Source organism: Pantoea sp. sgz302252, assembly GCF_042610525.1.
Classification (GTDB): Bacteria; Pseudomonadota; Gammaproteobacteria; order Enterobacterales; family Enterobacteriaceae; genus Erwinia.
Genome location: NZ_JBHDVM010000006.1, coordinates 266,806 through 284,436, shown reverse-complemented (window position 1 = coordinate 284,436; position 17,631 = coordinate 266,806). Strand labels below are relative to the sequence as shown.

Sequence of the window (17,631 nt, the reverse complement as noted above, 5' to 3'; positions counted from 1 at the left end):
ACATATCCGCATTCCCATACAAAACAGCGCTTGACGGATCCCGGCAGGGTCAGGACAATCCGACCTCTTATTAAAAAAAATGTGAAATATATGGAAGCCTGGCTACAACATCTTATTACTCAATCCGTGGCCTGGTCCCTGCTGGCGGTCGGTCTGGTCGCCTTTTTTGAATCCCTTGCGCTGGTAGGGCTGCTGCTGCCCGGCACGGTGATGATGGCGTCGCTGGGCGCGCTGATCGGCAGCGGGCAAATCAGTCTTTATCCTGCCTGGGGCGTGGGTATCATCGGCTGTCTGCTGGGCGACTGGCTTTCCTATTATATCGGCTGGCAGTTCAAAGGGCCGCTGCATCGCTGGTCGTTTATTAAGAAACATCAGGCCATGCTGGATAAAACCGAACACGCGCTGCACCAGCACAGCATGTTCACTATTATTGTAGGCCGTTTCGTCGGCCCAACCCGTCCGTTAATTCCGCTGGTGGCCGGGATGCTGGAGCTGCCGGTAAAAAAGTTTATTCCGCCTAACCTGATTGGCTGCCTGCTGTGGCCGCCTCTTTATCTGTTGCCGGGCATTTTGGCTGGCGTAGCGATAGATGTGCCGAAGGATGCACAAAGCGGCCTGTTTAAATGGCTGCTGCTGGCGGTGGCGCTGCTGGTATGGCTCGGCGGCTGGCTGGGCTGGCGCTGGCTGCGCGCCAAAAAGCAAAACGACTGGGCGACGGCTTATCTGCCCGCTGGCCGCCTGCGCTGGCTGGCACCGCTGATGATGACGGCTGGCCTGGCCAGCTTTGTGGCTATTCAGTTCCATCCGATGATGCCGGTGTTCCGACATTTGCTGCGGCAGGTATTTATCGGCTAGTTTTGTTCTGGCCGCCACACTTGAAGGAACAAACAGCGATGCCGGTAAATTTTGACCTGAACGATCTTTATGCCTTCCGGGCGCTGGTGGAATATGGCAACTTCCGCCTGGCGGCGGAATCGGTCTGCCTTTCCCAGTCGGCGCTAAGCCGCAGAATTGATAAGCTGGAGAGCTCGCTGGGCCTGAAACTGTTTGAGCGCACTACCCGGCGCGTCAGCCTGACGCTGGTCGGGCAGAGCTTTGCCGAACGCTCGGGGCGGTTGCTGAACGATTTTGAAGAGGTGATGGCGGATCTCAGCGAGGTTAACCAGAACCGTACCGGCCTGGTCACCGTTGCCTGCGTTCCCTCAGCAGCTTATTACTTTATGCCCGATGTTATCCGCCGATTTCAAAGCCGCTATCCGCGCGTGCGCGTCAAACTTATCGACAGCAGCGCCAGCAATGTGTATGACTCGGTGGTCAGCGGCCAGGCAGATTTTGGCATCAGTTTTTCTGGCCGAACGCAGGCGGATATCGAATTTTTACCGCTGCTGGAAGATAGCTATGTCGCCGCCTGTCGGCATGAGCATCCCCTGGCTAAGCGTAAAAGCGTTACCTGGGAAGCGTTCTACCAGCATGACTGGATCGGCCTGGATAAAACCTCCGGCAATCGTAACCTGCTTGATCAGGCGCTGGCGCAAATCGTTCCGTCGCGGCCCAGCATCTGTGAAACAAGGCACGTTACTACCATGCTGGGCATGGTTGAAGCGGGGCTCGGCATCGCTGCGGTGCCCGCTATGTCGATGCCGTCTTCGGGACATTCCGTGCTGACCAGCCTGCCGCTTACCGAACCTGTGGTGCAGCGTACGGTTGGTCTGCTCAGGCGTAGCGGGCGCGTGCTGTCGCACGTCGCCGCTGAACTTGAGAAGTTGATTACTGAACGGTATCCGGCTGCCTGACCGTCTGCGCCGCAGCAGTTTTCAGACCGGTGGCGCGGACGGTTTGCTGAACCGCTGGCGAAGCGAGATAACGCAGCAGCTTTTGCGCCTCTTGCCTGTTGGCGGAGGTTTTCGTAACGGCACCAGCGAAACGGGTCGTGTACTGCACGCTGGCTGGCAGCTCGCCGATAAAAGTTACGCCGGGAACGGGCAGCAGCTCGCTGACCTGCTGAAAACCCAGCGCATATTTTCCCTCTGCCACTACCGAGGCGACAGGGATCCTTTCTATTATCCGCGCCTTACTTTTTACCCGATCCGCGATACCCAGCTTCTCAAACAGCTGGCCGCTGACATATCTGCCGCTGGCGCTGTCTGAATAGGCAACCGACTGGGCTTGCAGCAATACAGCGCGCAGCTCTTTTTCTGTTTTGATGCTGACAGGTGTCGCGCCTTTTTTGACCACCGCGCCCACAGGCGAATCAGCCAGTTCGATGCGAGAGCCTTTGAGGATCCAGCCTGTTTTATCCAGCTTGTCCACCGCATCGCCGACCATGATCACCACATCCGCCCGTTCACCACGGGCCAGTCTGGCGGGAATGGCCTGCGGCGACTGGCCCATTGAAGGCCCGGCAACCGTAATCACTTTATAGCCTTCCTGCGCGGCGAAACGCGGGGCCAGCTGCTCCCACGCGGCTTTGAAACCGCCGGAGATCATGACCGTTAATTCTTTTGCCTGTACGCCCATGCTGAGAAAAAGCAGCGCAGCTAAATAACCTTTTTTAATCATGATTTTCCCTTAGCTAAATGGTTTGACCGCTGGTTGCAAATGCGCGGAACTGCGGCGATAGAGATAAAGCGTCGCCAGCAGCGCGCAAACGGCGGCAAAACTCATCCAGTAAGCGGGTGAAGCCTTATCGCCCGTCAGTTCGATCAACGCGGTGGAAACTACAGGCGTAAATCCGCCAAAAATTGCGGTCGCCAGGCTGTAGGCCAGCGAGAAACCGGCAACCCGGACTTCCGCTGGCATGATTTCCGTCAGCGCCGGGATCATCGCACCGTTGTAAAGACCGTAGATAAAGGACAGCCACAGCAGCACGCCCAGCATCATGTAAAAGCCCGGCGCGTCCGCCAGCAGGCTCAGGGCAGGCCAGGAAGTGGCCAGCGCCAGCAACGTCATAGCTATCAGTACCGGTCTGCGGCCAAAACGGTCGGACAGCGCGCCGCCTATCGGCAGCCAGAAGAAATTGGATATAGCGACCAGCAGCGTGACCAGCAGGCTGTCGGAAGCGCTGAGCATCAGCACTCTTTTGCCGAAGGTAGGGGCATAAACGGTAATCAAATAGAAAGTTGTAGTGGTCATCGCCACCATCAGCATGCCCGCGATAACCACCTGCCAGTTAGCCAGCAGCGTTTTAAATACCTGGCTCATCGCCAGATGAGTGCGGCGCGCGCTGAATTCCTGAGTTTCTTCCAGCCTGCGACGCAGGAAAAAAATAAAAGGTACGATTAGACAGCCGAACAGAAACGGAATGCGCCAGCCCCATTCACGAATAGCGGTTTCCTCAAGCAAGGCGTTAAGGGCAAAGCCCATCGCCGCCGCCACCATTATGGCGACCTGCTGGCTACCTGACTGCCAGCTGGTATAGAAGCCTTTACGGCCCGGCGTAGCGATTTCAGCCAGGTAGACCGAAACGCCGCCCAGCTCTGCGCCAGCGGAGAAACCCTGTAACAGACGTCCTGTCAGCACCAGCAGAGGCGCCCAGAGTCCGATAGCCTGATAGGACGGGATCAGCACGATCAGAAAGGTGCCTGCCGCCATAATCGAAAGCGTGACTATCAAGCCTTTGCGTCTGCCCACTTTATCGATATAAGCACCCAGCACGACTGCGCCGATGGGCCGCATCAGAAAGCCCGCGCCGAAAACGGCGAAAGTCATCATCAGCGAAGCGAATTCGCTGCTGGCCGGGAAAAAAGCCTGCGCGATATAGGTGGCGTAAAAGCCGAACAGGAAAAAATCGAACTGCTCCAGAAAGTTGCCTGAGGTAACGCGGAAGATAGCGCCAATACGGGCGCGGGTGCCAGGTAAGCCAGAAGTAAGTTGCATAGCGATCTCCAGTTTTTTTATGGCGCTTTTGCCGCGCCTGCCCTGAAGACTGGCTGAGTAAAACCAGCTAAATAAGTGCAATTAATACATTGATTCATGCGCTGGCTGCATTAATCCGCGCGCGTAAAGCAAAAACCTTTGGATTTATTGGGATTTCCTTTTCAGCTGTTTCTGTACAGGCGAGAAGCAATGTTAATACGATATTGCTTATTTGTGACGTAATTCATAAAGGTGCAGATCAGGAATTGTATGTGGCAAAGACGGGCTGCCGATCATCGGTCAGAATCCGGGTTTTTCCGCAGCGCTGCTGCTTGAGCAATTCGCGCAGTAATTGTGGCTCCCTGCGGTACAGCACCGCAGGGGTTTTTAAGGCGCTGACAGCCAGCCTGAAAAAAGCGAGTGGGAGAGTCTGCGGCGAACGGGCTAAACGGTCAGGCCGTTAACCCTTAACATAAAGAGGTCGCCGTCCCGAATTTCTCTCTTTTTATCCATCAGTAAACCCAAATCGTCTCTGACGGTAAGATAAAGCCCGCTCAGAGATTTATATTTGCCGCTACAGAGTTTTTCAATATTTATCAGGCTCTGCTTTTCGTCAACCGTATTGCCCGCATCTTTTTCATCATAAACCCATTGCAGAGCTTTACCGCGCGCGCTGTTGCTGTCCGTGATAGTTTCAATCAAATCCGTCACCATGCCCGTTGAGTGAACCAGTCCGGGATGATAAGCATAGAGAGAAATATTTTCCCGTTTCATTTCTACAGCCAGGTTTTCGGTTAACTTAATTACCGCGGCTTTGGTTACGGAATAGGCGGTGCAATAAGGCCAACGGTAAACTCCGGCATTGCTGACAATATTAATTATAATGCCGCGCTTTTTCTGGCGCATAGGCTTGAGCGCTTCATGCGTGCAGTAAGAGAGACCCAGCAGATTAATGTTAATCGCTTCGAACCAGTCATCCAGCGCGATATCGGCAAACTTATCTACCGGGCCCCAGACGCCCGCATTATTGATAACCACATCGATATGACCGAATTTAGCGGCGATATTGGCAAAACAGGCGGCGACTGCGGCCCGGTCGGTCACATCGCATTGCAGACAGTGGATCTCGCCCTGAAACTCTTTTTCCAGCTCGGCCAGCCTTTGCGTGTCTCTGCCGGTAATAATGACCCGATGACTTTTCGCCAGGGCTCTGGCGTAAGAAAGACCAAGACCTTTGGAACCGCCGGTGATTAATATCGTTTTCTTTTGCGCATCAATCATTGCCTGTTTCCTTTAATGAAATTACCGGGCTCACTTAATTTGTTATCGCATTAGTAACACATTATTATGAATATTACATGACATCCGTCATTCATTTTAATTATGTCAATGTCATGTTTCTTTTGAAAAAAGGCAAGGCGGAGTTACTTTTTGAGTTTAATGTAGCTATAGGGCATAAATAATATTTATTTCCGTTATTAACTATTTTTTAATATAAATGGAGGCTTTGTCTTGCAGAAGGATAAAAACAGGGCCGTTTTATAATGGAGTTAATTGTGCCGGATAATAAACTGGCCCGGCCAGCAGACTGAAGATTGACTTGATGGCCTATCCTCTGAAGGGTCAGGCCAGCTGGAACAGGCTTTTCCCTGGCAAGATCGGCGGCCAGTGATTTGGGCTGGTTTCCAGCCAGCCTGAAAGTGACTGAAAGCGACTTATCGTTAGCGAGAGCCAATTCCTAAGACGGCAGCTTCTTTGACCTCGCCGTTAAGCAGGGAAGCCGTGCTGCCGTCCCAGTAAATTCGGCCATCCACCACCAGTACGCTACGCGGCGTGATGCGCGCTGCATCTTCAATACTGTGTGAAACCATCAGCAGCGTGATATTTCGCTCAAGGCAAACCTCATCCACCAGTGCCAGCATTTCTTTGCGCAGCGCCGGGTCCAGAGCGGAAAAAGGCTCGTCCAGTAACAGGATTGGCTGCTGGCGTACCAGGCAACGGGCCAGCGCGGCGCGCTGCCGCTGGCCGCCGGAAAGTTCGCCCGGCAGACGCGACAGATAGCTTTCCAGGCCGACTCTCTCCGCTATCTTTTGTAAACGCTGCTGCTGTCCGGCATCCAGCCGTAATCCCGGATGCAGGCCCAGCCCGATATTTTGCGCCACGGTCAGGTGGGGAAACAGGTTATTTTCCTGAAACAGCATGGAGACGGGCCGTTTGGCCGGTGGCGTAGAACGGTGGTCTGCACCATTGAGTTGGAGTTCGCCGCTATCGGCGGCCAGAAAACCGGCGATCAGGCTCAGCAAAGTGCTTTTGCCTGCGCCGCTGGGGCCAAGGATCGCCAGGCGTTCTCCGGCCTGCATCGACAGTGAGAAACGCATCGGCAGATGCTGATAAATCCAGGTTAAATTAGTCAGCGTCAGCATGGCGTCCCGGCAGTTTTTCAATCAGGGTAAATAACAAAAAGCAGAGTAATAGCAGCAGCAGAGCGGTTACCGCGCCATCCTCGCTGCGATAGGAGCCCATCTGCTGATAAAGATAGAAGGGCAGGGTGCGGAAATCTTCGTTGCCGAACAGCGCTACCACGCCAAAATCACCGACCGAGAGCACGCTGGCGAAAGCCATTGCCTGGGCCAGCGGCCGTTTTAACGCGCGCAGCTCTATTAGCCGCAAACGATTCAGGCCGCGAATATCCAGCGCCAGGCACAGGCGATTATAGCGTTCGGCGATATCGCGTAGCGGATTCTCAAGGACTTTCATGGCGTAGGGCACGGCCATCAGCGCATTGGTAAAGATAACGATATCGTCAGCCGACTGCGGCAAACCGACGGTATCGTTCAGCAGCAGGAAAAAGCCGGTAGCCAGCACAATGCCGGGCATCGCCAGGATCAGCATGCCACTCAGTTCCAGCATCTGGCCCGCAAAGGGCTGCTGGCGCAGGCGCAGTTCCCGGCTGCTCCACAGCAGCATCAGGGTCAGAATTACGCACAGCACGCCCGCAGCCAGCGCTATCCGTACCGACGTGAAAACGGCCTGCCAGAGCGCGGGCTGTTGTAATACGGTAAACAGATTACGGTTAAGGCCGTCTGCGATTACCGCCAGCAGCGGCGGCGCTATTAACAGCAAGGCCAGCGTCAGCATAATGGCATCAATGATTTTTGCGCCAAAGCTGTCCTGCGGATCCCGCCAGCCTTGCAGGCTTGCGCTACCGGAGGGCAGCGCTTTGCTTAGCCGCTGGCTCAGCAGCACCAGGCCCAGACAGCAGATCATTTGTAACAGCGCCAGCAACGCCGCGCGCCCGGGATCGTAGTCAAAATTCAATGCCTGAAAAATCGCCAGCTCAATAGTAGTAGCTTTTGGGCCGCCGCCCAGCGCCAGCACGGTAGCAAAGCTGGCGAAGCAGAGCATAAAAATCAGCGAGCCTGTCGGCAGTAGCTGGCGCCGCAGCCATGGCCATTCCACCAGGCGAAAATGGTGCCAGCCCGTGATGCCGAGCTGCGCTGCAAGCTGGCGCTGTTCGGACGGGATCTGCTCCAGCGTTTGCAGCAGCAGCCTGGCGGCCAGCGGCAGGTTGAAAAAAACGTGCGCCAGCAAAATGCCCTGAAGTCCGTAGGGCGTGAAGTGATAGTCCAGACCCAGCCAGCCGCAAAGCGCGGCAAGCCAGCCTGTACGGCCATAGACGCTCAGAATGCCGAAGACGGCCACCAGCACCGGCAGCACCAGCGTCATAGCACAAAGTCGCAGCAAAATATCTCTGCCGGGAAAGCGGCGGCGATAGAGCGATCTCGCCAGCGGCACGGCGGGCACCAGCGCCAGCAAAGTAGAGAGAAAAGCCTGCAGGAAGGAGAAGCGCAGCACGTGCCAGAGATAGCTATCCTGCCAGAGCGCGCCTGCGCTGACTGGCGCATTGCGCCACAGCGCCATAAAGGCACAAAGCGCAACGGCGACCAGCAGCGTAGCGGCAGTGATGCCGGGAGCGAGGCTGAGGCTGGCTAGCGGCTGACGGCGCGTTGCCATGCACTGATCCATTCGCTACGATGACTGGCAACTTCCTGCGACGAATACTGTAGCGTGGTTTTCGGCATCGTCAGCGTGTCGAAACCCGCGGGTAATTTCGTCGGCACTACCGGATACATCCAGTTGCCCTGCGGAATGGTCTGCTGGAAAGGTTTATCGAGCATAAACTGCATAAATTTTTGCGCCAGCTGCGGTTGCTTGCTGGCCTTAAGCTGACCGGCTACTTCAACCTGCAAATAGTGTCCTTCGCTAAAATCCGCCGCTGCGTACTGCGTCTTTTTCTCTTCGATCAGGTGGTAAGCCGGAGAAGTGGTATAGCTCAATACCATATCAGCTTCGCCCTTCAGAAACAGGCCGTAGGCTTCGCTCCAGCCTTTGGTGACGGTAACGGTTTTCTGCGCCAGCTTTTGCCAGGCGGCGGGCGCGTCATCGCCATAGACTTTTTGCATCCACAGCAGCAGACCCAGACCCGGCGTGCTGGTACGCGGATCTTCATAGATTATTTTCAGCGGCTGATTGCTTTCAACCAGCTCTTTCAGGCTCTTTGGCGGATTGGTCAGCCTGGTTTTGTCATAAACAAAGGCAAACCAGCCGTAGTCATAGGGAACGAAAGTGCTGTTTGTCCAGCCGCCCGGCACCTTAACGCTGCTGGTATCGACATGGCTTTCGGCAAACAGACCGGTTCTTTCCGCTGCGTTCAGCAGATTATTATCCAGCCCCAGCACGATATCCGCCTTGCTGTTTTTTCCTTCCATACGCAGGCGATTCAGTAGCGCGACGCCGTCAGCCAGCGCGACATACTTCAGTTCGCAGTTGCATTCGGCCTCGAAGGCTTTTTTAATTGCCGGGCCAGGGCCCCAGTCGGAAGAAAATGAGTCGTAGGTATAGACCGTCAGCGCGGGTTTAGCGGCAACAGCGGGAAGCGAGCAGAGCAGCAGCAGAGGCAGGACTTTTTTTAGCACTTTGCGTTCCTTGATGGTCGGGAGGAGGCGCGAGCTGAGCCGTGTGACCCAAACCCCAGCGCGCCTGAGCCGCGCGCCATTGAGCGCGCACTATTCTAATGATTTCCAAAGAGTAGCGAAAGCATCATGATTCCGGCGGCGCAAACCAGGCGGACTTGAAATCGAACCAGCCCAGCGTATTCATGCGGATCCCGCGCATGCTGCGCTCGCCTTCCAGCAGCAGCCAATGATGGAAAAGAGGATGAAAATAGCAGTTGGCTACCAGCTCTCTGCCCCAGTCGGCCAGCGGTAGCCGCTGTTCGCGCCACTGCTGAGCGGCCTGCTGCCAGTCAATGGGCACGCAGTGCTGCAATAAAGGGGTTTCATACAGCAGTGCGAACAGCGAAAACTCAAGCGGCAAGGTAAAATTAGCACTGCCCAGCCAGATATCGCTTTCCGCCTCGCCGCGATGCCAGTTGGCGTAATCCACCTGCCGGGTCAGTAATTCCACGCCCTGCGCGGCCAGCAACGGCCGCAGCAGATTGGCGATAGCCTGATGCTCAATATGATCGCCATACCAGGCGATCCTGAGCGAAGTCAGGCCTGCGGGTTTTTCCGGCGCGTCGAAATCGCGGCGATGGTGCCAGCGCGGCAGCAGTCCATAAGCCGGAAACCAGTAGCGCTGATAGCCCGTCCCGGCCTGGCTTAACAGCGTGATTGGATTAGCGATGGCGCTGACCCAGCGTCGCACCTGCTCATCACGGCCCTGCGGCGAACGCTGATCGAACAGTAGAAAATAGCAGCCTTCTTCCAGGCGGCTCTCTTCCGATTTTTCTTCCAGGCTGCCGCCTTCCAGCCTTACGCCCGAGTAAACCAGCTCCTCGCTGATTTCCGGCAATACCCAGATATTGACCTCATCAATCAAGGCGCGGTAACCGAAATAGTCGTCGAAAGCTTCGATCCGCAGCTGGCTTTGCTGATTACGCACCACTGCATAGGGGCCAGTGCCAACAGGCTGGCGGCTGAAATCCGCCATAAACGGCCACTCTTTTGGCAGGATCAGCGCGCTGACACCAGCCAGCAGCCACGGCAGCCAGCGATCGGGCTGATGCAGGTGGATATCCAGCGTCCAGGGTGCAGAAGAGCGGATGTACTGAATATTGGCGAAAAGCGGCTGCGCATTGGCCCGCTCCAGCGTTGCTATCACATCCGCCATTTCCAGCTCACGTCCATGATGGAAATGAACGGCGGGCCGCAAATAAAAACGCCAGTGCAGCGGCGTTACGGGCTGCCAGTGATGAGCGACATCCGGCTCGATTTCCCCGTTTTCCTCATTTATGCGCATGAGGCTACTAAAGATCTGTCTGGCAAGGTGTGTTTCCGAGCGGCGTAGTGGCGTGGCTGGATTAAGATTTGGCAGAGAGCGGTAGTAGAGCACCCGGAGAATATGCTTTCCCTGACGAAAACTACGGCCCAGATGCGAGATCAGCATTTGCCGCACGGCATTTTTGTCGCCGACTAACTGCACCAGCTGATCGATGCGATCCTGTTCCAGCAGATCCTCAGCCCGCTGCTGCTGCAGCGCCAGGCCTGTATAGTGGAAGGTAAGGGTTGAGCGTTTACCGCGCCCGGCCTCGGCCTGCCACTCCAGCCAGCCTGCCTGCTGCATGGCGCCAAGCAGGTTGCGCATATGGCGGCGCGAACAGCTGAGCTGCACGGCCAATTGGTCGAGCGTAGTTTCCTGCGGCTGGCCTTCGCAACTCTGCCATAGCCGGATAAACTGCTGCTGTAAACGCTTTGATGTCATAAAAGAGGAACTCTCAGCCAAATCTCGCCTGTTTTTTCTGCCCTATATTACGACCATACTGGGCAGTGTTGAAAGCGCGGGAGGCATTCTTTTGAATGGCGCGTTTTCAAAGACTTTATATCTGAGTATGGTGCGTTTTCACCGGCCAGCGGCCTTTTGCCCGCTGGCTTTTTTCATTCCCGCTTTTCTTCTATGCTTGCTGTTCGTGTCTGCCTGTCGGCGGACATTTTTGCTTTTAAAGGACTCGGTATGAAATCGCTGCTTATGCGTCGTCGAATTAACCCGATTTACCTCGCTTTTATGGCTGTCTCTTTTATGGTGGGCGTAGCGGGCGCATTGCAGGCGCCGACGCTGAGCCTGTTTTTGACGCGTGAGGTGGCGGTGCGGCCTTTCTGGGTCGGGCTGTTTTATACCGTAAATGCGATCGCCGGGATCGTGGTTAGCCTGCTGCTGGCGAAAAGATCGGATAACAGTGGCGATCGCCGTATGCTGATCCTTTTTTGCTGTCTGATGGCGGTGGGCAACGCACTCCTTTTCGCTTTTAACCGCCATTATCTGACGCTGATAACTTTTGGCGTGCTGCTGTCGGCGCTGGCCAGCGTAGCCATGCCGCAAATTTTTGCCCTGGCACGAGAATATGCGGACAGTTCCGCACGTGAAGTGGTGATGTTCAGTTCAGTGATGCGGGCCCAGCTTTCGCTGGCATGGGTGATCGGGCCGCCACTCTCTTTTGCCCTGGCGCTGAACTATGGCTTTACCACTATGTTTACCGTCGCCGCCGGGCTGTTTGTCATTTGTATCGCACTAATCTGGTTTGCATTGCCTTCCGTGCCGCGCGTTGAACAGCCGACGGAAGTCGTGATTACCCAAATCAGCGCCTGGAAAAACCGGGATGTGCGACTGCTGTTTATTGCCTCGCTGCTGATGTGGACCTGCAATACCATGTATATCATTGATATGCCGATTTACATCAGTAGCGTACTGGGATTGCCGGACAGGCTCGCCGGTCTGCTGATGGGTGTAGCGGCAGGGCTGGAAATCCCGGCAATGCTGCTGGCGGGCCATTATGTTAAACGTTTTGGCAAACGCAAAATGATGTTGTTTGCCGTAGCCGCTGGCGCGCTTTTCTATCTGGGGCTGGTGCTGTTTCATTCACGTGCTGCGCTAATGGCGCTACAGATTTTCAACGCCGTTTTTATCGGCATTATTGCTGGGATCGGCATGCTTTATTTTCAGGATTTAATGCCGGGCAGGCCTGGCGCGGCTACCACGCTTTTCACCAACAGTATCTCAACCGGCGTTATTCTGGCGGGCGTTTTACAGGGGGCGCTGGCCGAGACGTTTGGGCATTATTCTGTTTATTGGGGGGCACTGATCCTCTCCGTAGCGGCGCTGGCGATGTCGGCAAAGGTAAAGGATGTTTGAGCTATAGAGTGCTAAAAATTTTCAAAAACAGTACCGTTTTTTCTTGTAAAAGCGAGCGGGGCGCTGCACAATTCGTCTGGTTATAATTTGTTCTGGCGGGCGCAGGGGCAGCATTGAACGCGCTGCCTTTTAATCATGATGGATGGAGTCAACATGTTGGCAATCAAGGAAATCCCCAAGCCTTCCAGGACAGAAAAGGCTTGGTATGGCTACCCTCTGGCTATGGAGAATCAGGAAGGAGCAGTTATGGATAACGTAAAGGAAAGAATCGCCCTGCTGGAAAGCCAAACCAGCCAGATTCAAAAGGATGTAGCGGTGCTGGTTGAACGTTCAAAGCATGCCGCCAATCAGTCCTCGCTGGATACGCTGGCGGAACAGGCGAAAGGGTTTGCCAGCCAGGCGGCGCTGGATGCGCTGGCGGAAAAGGCGAAAGGGTTTGCCAGTCAGGCGGCGCTGGATACGCTGGTCGAACGCTCGGAGAGCTTTGCGACCAAAACCGATGTCAGTCTGCTACGAAGCGATCTTTATAAGGAAATAGGGCTGCTACATAAGGAAGTAGGGCTGGTGCGAAGCGATCTTCAAAAAGAGATTTACGCTTCTGAAAGCCGCATGAACGATAAGTTTGACGCTATCAATAACAAAATTACCTGGACGCTGCTGCTGCCCGCGCTGACGGCCATTGTTCTCTGGTTCGTTAAGGTCGCCATCCTGAAAGTGTAAACAGGGCAGGTATTTGCCGCCAGGCTATCGGGGCCGCAGCCCCAATGGCCTTTAACGCAAAAATGCCGGCTGGCGCTGCTCGTAATCGCTGATGCTGGCTTCATGCTGGAGCGTCAGGCCAATATTATCCAGGCCATTCAGCAGACAGTGGCGGCGGAAGGCGTCGATAGCAAACGCATAGCGCTGTTCGCCAGCAATAACTTCCTGCTTTTCCAAATCCACCGTAAAGCGGATGCCCGGTTCGGTGGCGACCAGCCGGAACAGCTCATCCATTTCCGCTTCGCCCAGCTTCACCAGCAGCAGCTGATTATTAAAGGCGTTGTTGGCAAAAATATCGGCAAAATCACTGCCGACAATCGCCTGAATACCGTAATCGGTCAGCGCCCAGGGGGCATGCTCTCTTGAGGAGCCACAGCCGAAATTTTCCCGCGTCAGCATAATGCTGGCACCGCGGAATTCCGGTTTATTCAAAACAAAATCCGGGTTGGGGATTTGGCCTTCGGCATCCGTGTAGCGCCAGTCGTAAAACAGATTGCGGCCAAAGCCGGTGCGCGTCACCATCTGCAAAAACTGCTTGGGGATAATCGCGTCGGTATCGACGTTGGCGGCATCCATCGGCACCACAACGCCGGTGTGCTGCGTAAATTTCTTCGCCATAGTTACTCCTGAGTCAGCTCGCGGATATCGGCAAAATGGCCTGCAACTGCTGCCGCTGCGGCCATCGCCGGGCTGAGCAGATGCGTACGGCCGCCGCGTCCCTGGCGTCCTTCAAAGTTACGGTTGCTGGTAGAGGCGCAACGCTCGCCGGGGCTTAAACGATCGTTGTTCATCGCCAGGCACATGGAGCAGCCCGGTAGACGCCATTCAAAACCGGCCGCCAGAAAAATTTTATCCAGGCCTTCTGCTTCGGCCTGCGCCTTAACCGGACCGGAGCCGGGAACCACGTAGGCCTGCACGCCCGCAGCAATTTTATGGCCTTTAACTACGGAAGCCGCCGCGCGTAAATCTTCAATGCGCGAATTGGTGCAGGAACCGATAAAGACCTTATCGATGCGGACTTCAGTGAGTTTGACGCCCGGTTTGAGATCCATATAGGCCAGCGCTTTTTCCGCTGAGGCGCGCTCAATAGGGTCGCTAAAGCTGGCCGGATCGGGAATGGCCTCGTTCACGGCGATAACCTGGCCCGGATTGGTGCCCCAGGTAACCTGCGGCGCAATATCGGCGGCGTTAAGCGTAACGACTTTATCAAACCGCGCGCCGCTGTCTGACTTCAGCGTGCGCCAGTAAGCAACGGCTTCTTGCCAGTCCTGCTCTTTTGGCGCGAACTGGCGGCCCTTAACATAGTTAAAAGTAGTGTCGTCCGGCGCTACCAAACCTGCTTTCGCGCCCAGCTCAATCGCCATATTGCACAGCGTCATGCGGCCTTCCATACTGAGCTGCTCTACTGCCGGGCCGCAAAACTCCACCACATGACCATTGCCGCCGCCGCTGCCGGTTTTGCCAATAATCGCCAGCGCGATATCTTTGGCGGTAATGCCCGGCGCGGTTTCTCCCACTACTTCAATCTTCATGGTTTTAGCGCGCGCCTGCTTCAGCGTCTGCGTTGCCAGCACGTGTTCAACCTCTGAAGTGCCGATGCCGAACGCCAGCGCGCCAAACGCGCCATGGGTAGAAGTGTGCGAGTCGCCGCAGACAATAGTCATACCGGGCAGCGACATCCCTTGTTCAGGGCCGATAACATGCACTATGCCCTGAAAAGGATGCTTCAGGTCATACAGGCGTACGCCGAACTCTTCGCAGTTTTTAATTAGCATGGACATCTGGATCCGCGCCATCTCGCCGCTGGCGTTGATATCGCGCGTTTGGGTAGAAACGTTGTGATCCATAGTGGCGAAAGTTTTTGTCGGCTGACGCACCGGACGGCCGTGCGTGCGCAGGCCATCAAATGCCTGTGCCGAAGTCACCTCATGCACCAGATGCCTGTCGATATAGAGCAGCGGCGTTTCATCAGGCGCTTCATACACCACATGGGCGTCAAACAGCTTCTCGTATAATGTTTTCATAATCAGGCTTCGCGGATAAATCGGGCGATAACGGCACCCATTTCCTCTGTGCTGACGGCCTCGCCGCCGCCGGCCAAATCGCCGGTACGGTAGTTTTCCGCCAGCGCGCGGCTGATGGCCTGCTCAACGGCATCGGCCGCTTCGGCGGCGTCCAGGCTATAGCGCAACAGCAGCGCCAGCGACAGGATTTGGGCTATAGGGTTAGCAATGTTCTTTCCGGCAATATCCGGCGCGGAGCCGCCAGCGGGCTCAAACAGACCAAAACCTTGTTCGTTCAAACTGGCGGAAGGCAGCATGCCCATGGAGCCAGTGATCATCGCACACTCGTCAGAAAGAATATCGCCAAACAAGTTAGAGCAGAGCATCACGTCAAACTGCGACGGCTCTTTAATCAGCTGCATAGTGGCATTGTCGATATACATATGATGCAGTTCGACGTCCGGATAATCCTGCGCCACTTCCGTGACGATTTGCCGCCATAAAATAGAGGATTGCAGCACATTGGCTTTATCGATCGACGTCACTTTTTTGCGGCGCTTGCGAGCGGACTCGAATGCGATACGCGCAATGCGTTCGATCTCAAAGCGGTGATAGACCTCGGTGTCAAAGGCGCGCTCATATTGACCGCTGCCTTCACGGCCTTTTGGCTGGCCGAAGTAAATGCCGCCGGTCAGTTCGCGCACGACCAAAATATCAAAGCCCTTCGCCGCGATATCGGCGCGCAGCGGGCAGAAGGCTTCCAGACCCTGATGCAGGCTGGCCGGACGCAGATTGCTGAAAAGTTTAAAGTGCTTGCGCAGCGGCAGCAGCGCGCCGCGTTCCGGCTGTTCGGCTGGCGGCAGATGTTCCCATTTTGGGCCGCCAACAGAACCGAACAGAATCGCATCCGCCTGTTCACAGCCTGCGATGGTGGCTGGTGGCAACGGTTCACCATGACGATCGATAGCGATGCCGCCAACATCATATTCGCTGGTAGTGATACGCAGCCCAAAACGCTGGCGTACCGCTTCCAGCACTTTACCTGCCTGAGCCATTACTTCCGGCCCGATACCGTCTCCTGGTAAAACGGCGATATGATAGGTCCTTGTCATTATACGGCTTCCTTCTCGTTGGCTTTACGCTGCAGTTCCTGCTCGACCTGACGCGAACGCCAGATATTATTCAGGGCGTTGACCATAGCTTTAGCGGAGGATTCCACGATATCCGTCGCCAGGCCTACGCCATGGAATTTACGGCCGTTGTAGTTCACCACGATATCGACCTGGCCCAGCGCGTCTTTGCCGTGGCCTTTCGCGGTCAGCTGATATTTCACCAGCTCCGCATCGAATTCGGTAATGCGGTTGATCGCCTGATATACGGCATCGACCGGGCCGTTACCCGTTGCCGCTTCGGCGATAGATTCGTCGCCGCAGGCCAGCTTGACCGAGGCGGTCGCCATTACGCTGGAACCGGACTGTACGCTGAAGTAATCCAGGCGAAAATGCTCCGGCTCTTCGTTTTGTTTGTTGATAAAGGCCAGCGCTTCCAGATCATAATCGAACACCTGGCCCTTTTTATCGGCCAGCTTCAGGAAGGCGTCATACAGGCTGTCCAGATTGTAATCGTTCTCTTTGTAGCCCATCTCGTCCATACGGTGCTTCACGGCGGCGCGGCCGGAGCGCGAAGTCAGGTTCAGCTGGATTTGATGCAGGCCGATCGATTCCGGCGTCATGATTTCGTAGTTTTCGCGGTTTTTCAGCACGCCGTCCTGGTGAATGCCGGATGAGTGGGCGAAAGCGCCGCTGCCGACCACTGCCTTGTTCGCCGGGATCGGCATATTGCAGATCTGGCTGACCAGCTGGCTGGTACGATAGATTTCCTGATGATGGATATTGGTATGCACGTTCATCATCTGGCTGCGGGTTTTGATCGCCATGATGACTTCTTCCAGCGCGCAGTTGCCTGCACGTTCGCCCAGACCGTTGATGGTGCCCTCGATCTGGCGCGCGCCAGCCTGTACGGCGGCGATAGAGTTGCCGACCGCCATGCCCAGATCGTCGTGGGTATGTACGGACAAAATAGCTTTATCTATGTTCGGCACGCGGTTGCGCAGTTGGGTGAAAATGTTGCTGTACTCGTCAGGCAGAGTATAACCTACAGTGTCCGGGATGTTGATGGTAGTTGCACCTGCGTTAATAGCAGCCTCCACCACGCGGCACAAATCGTCAATCGGCGTACGGCCACCGTCTTCGCAGGAGAATTCAACATCGTCCGTATAGTTACGGGCATGTTTCACCATGCGCGCGGCGCGTTCGATCACTTCCGGCAGCGTACTGCGCAGCTTGGTAGCGATATGCATTGGCGAGGTCGCCAGAAAGGTATGAATACGATAAGCCTCAGCTACACGCAGTGCTTCATAAGCCGCGTCGATATCCTTTTCCACACAGCGGGCCAGCGCGCAAACACGGCTGTTCTTGATCTGGCGGGCGATGGTCTGTACGGATTCAAAATCGCCCGGCGAAGAAACGGGAAAACCGACCTCCATCACGTCAACGCCCATACGCTCCAGCGCCAGCGCTATTTGTAATTTCTCTTTCACGCTCAGGCTGGCCTGTAATGCCTGTTCGCCGTCACGCAGCGTGGTATCGAAAATAATAACTTGTTGGCTCATCAGATCATTCCTTTCATGTTTGCATCGCTAATGCTACGAGCATAAAAAAACCCGCGCAGTAGCGCGGGTTTCTTAGGTTTGCAAGCCTGAATCAGTGATTCATTCCGCCCACAAGTCTACCGCGCATAAATCTGCGTTTAGTAGTAGACCGAGTAG

Annotated in this window: 15 protein-coding genes; 4 read left to right on the top strand and 11 right to left on the bottom strand. The window is 55.4% G+C overall.

Annotated elements, in window-relative coordinates:
• Positions 1-90: 90 nt before the first annotated feature.
• A complete protein-coding gene (locus ACETPC_RS13575; protein ID WP_380182061.1) occupies positions 91-855 on the top strand; it encodes a DedA family protein in 765 nt (254 codons plus the stop codon).
• 38 nt (positions 856-893) lie between these two features.
• A complete protein-coding gene (locus ACETPC_RS13570) occupies positions 894-1,793 on the top strand; it encodes a LysR family transcriptional regulator (protein WP_380182059.1) in 900 nt (299 codons plus the stop codon).
• Here ACETPC_RS13570 and ACETPC_RS13565 read toward each other — a convergent pair.
• The 7 genes from ACETPC_RS13565 to sgrR form a co-directional block, all read right to left on the bottom strand.
• Complete coding sequence (locus ACETPC_RS13565) at positions 1,768-2,559, bottom strand: substrate-binding domain-containing protein (protein WP_380182057.1); 792 nt, start codon at positions 2,557-2,559, stop codon at positions 1,768-1,770. The two genes, ACETPC_RS13570 and ACETPC_RS13565, sit on opposite strands and share 26 nt — an antisense overlap.
• 9 nt (positions 2,560-2,568) lie before the next feature.
• Positions 2,569-3,876: an MFS transporter gene (locus tag ACETPC_RS13560; RefSeq protein ID WP_380182055.1), complete on the bottom strand. Its 1,308-nt coding sequence runs from the start codon at positions 3,874-3,876 to the stop codon at positions 2,569-2,571.
• Between the two features lie 423 nt (positions 3,877-4,299).
• The gene (locus ACETPC_RS13555; RefSeq protein ID WP_380182053.1) at positions 4,300-5,136 is read right to left on the bottom strand and encodes an SDR family oxidoreductase; all 837 of its coding nucleotides are present in this window, start codon (positions 5,134-5,136) and stop codon (positions 4,300-4,302) included.
• A gap of 440 nt (positions 5,137-5,576) precedes the next feature.
• Positions 5,577-6,278 (bottom strand): thiamine ABC transporter ATP-binding protein ThiQ, encoded by a 702-nt coding sequence (thiQ, locus tag ACETPC_RS13550; protein ID WP_380182051.1) that lies wholly within the window; start codon positions 6,276-6,278, stop codon positions 5,577-5,579.
• The gene (gene thiP, locus ACETPC_RS13545) at positions 6,262-7,869 is read right to left on the bottom strand and encodes a thiamine/thiamine pyrophosphate ABC transporter permease ThiP (protein ID WP_380182049.1); all 1,608 of its coding nucleotides are present in this window, start codon (positions 7,867-7,869) and stop codon (positions 6,262-6,264) included. The genes thiQ and thiP overlap by 17 nt, the downstream gene beginning before the upstream one ends.
• Positions 7,845-8,831: a thiamine ABC transporter substrate binding subunit gene (gene thiB, locus ACETPC_RS13540; protein ID WP_380182048.1), complete on the bottom strand. Its 987-nt coding sequence runs from the start codon at positions 8,829-8,831 to the stop codon at positions 7,845-7,847. Before thiB ends, thiP begins: the two co-directional genes overlap by 25 nt.
• Before the next feature lie 124 nt (positions 8,832-8,955).
• A complete protein-coding gene (gene sgrR / locus ACETPC_RS13535; RefSeq protein WP_380182046.1) occupies positions 8,956-10,617 on the bottom strand; it encodes an HTH-type transcriptional regulator SgrR in 1,662 nt (553 codons plus the stop codon).
• Positions 10,618-10,866: 249 nt separating this feature from the next.
• On the opposite strand from sgrR, the gene ACETPC_RS13530 reads away from it, so the two are divergent.
• Both ACETPC_RS13530 and ACETPC_RS13525 read left to right on the top strand, forming a co-directional pair.
• Positions 10,867-12,042: a sugar efflux transporter gene (locus ACETPC_RS13530; protein ID WP_380182044.1), complete on the top strand. Its 1,176-nt coding sequence runs from the start codon at positions 10,867-10,869 to the stop codon at positions 12,040-12,042.
• Positions 12,043-12,288: 246 nt separating this feature from the next.
• Entirely contained in the window at positions 12,289-12,762 is a 474-nt protein-coding gene (locus ACETPC_RS13525; RefSeq protein WP_380182043.1) for a hypothetical protein, read from the top strand.
• A gap of 51 nt (positions 12,763-12,813) precedes the next feature.
• Here ACETPC_RS13525 and leuD read toward each other — a convergent pair whose 3' ends face one another.
• The 4 genes from leuD to leuA are packed head-to-tail and all read right to left on the bottom strand — an operon-like array spanning position 12,814 to position 17,475.
• Positions 12,814-13,419, bottom strand: coding sequence for a 3-isopropylmalate dehydratase small subunit (gene leuD, locus ACETPC_RS13520; protein ID WP_380182041.1), 606 nt, complete (start codon positions 13,417-13,419; stop codon positions 12,814-12,816).
• 2 nt (positions 13,420-13,421) lie between these two features.
• On the bottom strand, positions 13,422-14,825 hold the full coding sequence (gene leuC, locus ACETPC_RS13515) for a 3-isopropylmalate dehydratase large subunit (RefSeq protein ID WP_380182039.1): 1,404 nt from the start codon (positions 14,823-14,825) through the stop codon (positions 13,422-13,424).
• A 2-nt stretch (positions 14,826-14,827) separates the two neighbouring features.
• Positions 14,828-15,916, bottom strand: coding sequence for a 3-isopropylmalate dehydrogenase (leuB, locus tag ACETPC_RS13510; protein ID WP_380182037.1), 1,089 nt, complete (start codon positions 15,914-15,916; stop codon positions 14,828-14,830).
• Positions 15,916-17,475, bottom strand: coding sequence for a 2-isopropylmalate synthase (gene leuA / locus ACETPC_RS13505; RefSeq protein WP_380182035.1), 1,560 nt, complete (start codon positions 17,473-17,475; stop codon positions 15,916-15,918). Before leuA ends, leuB begins: the two co-directional genes overlap by 1 nt.
• Positions 17,476-17,631: the final 156 nt, after the last annotated feature.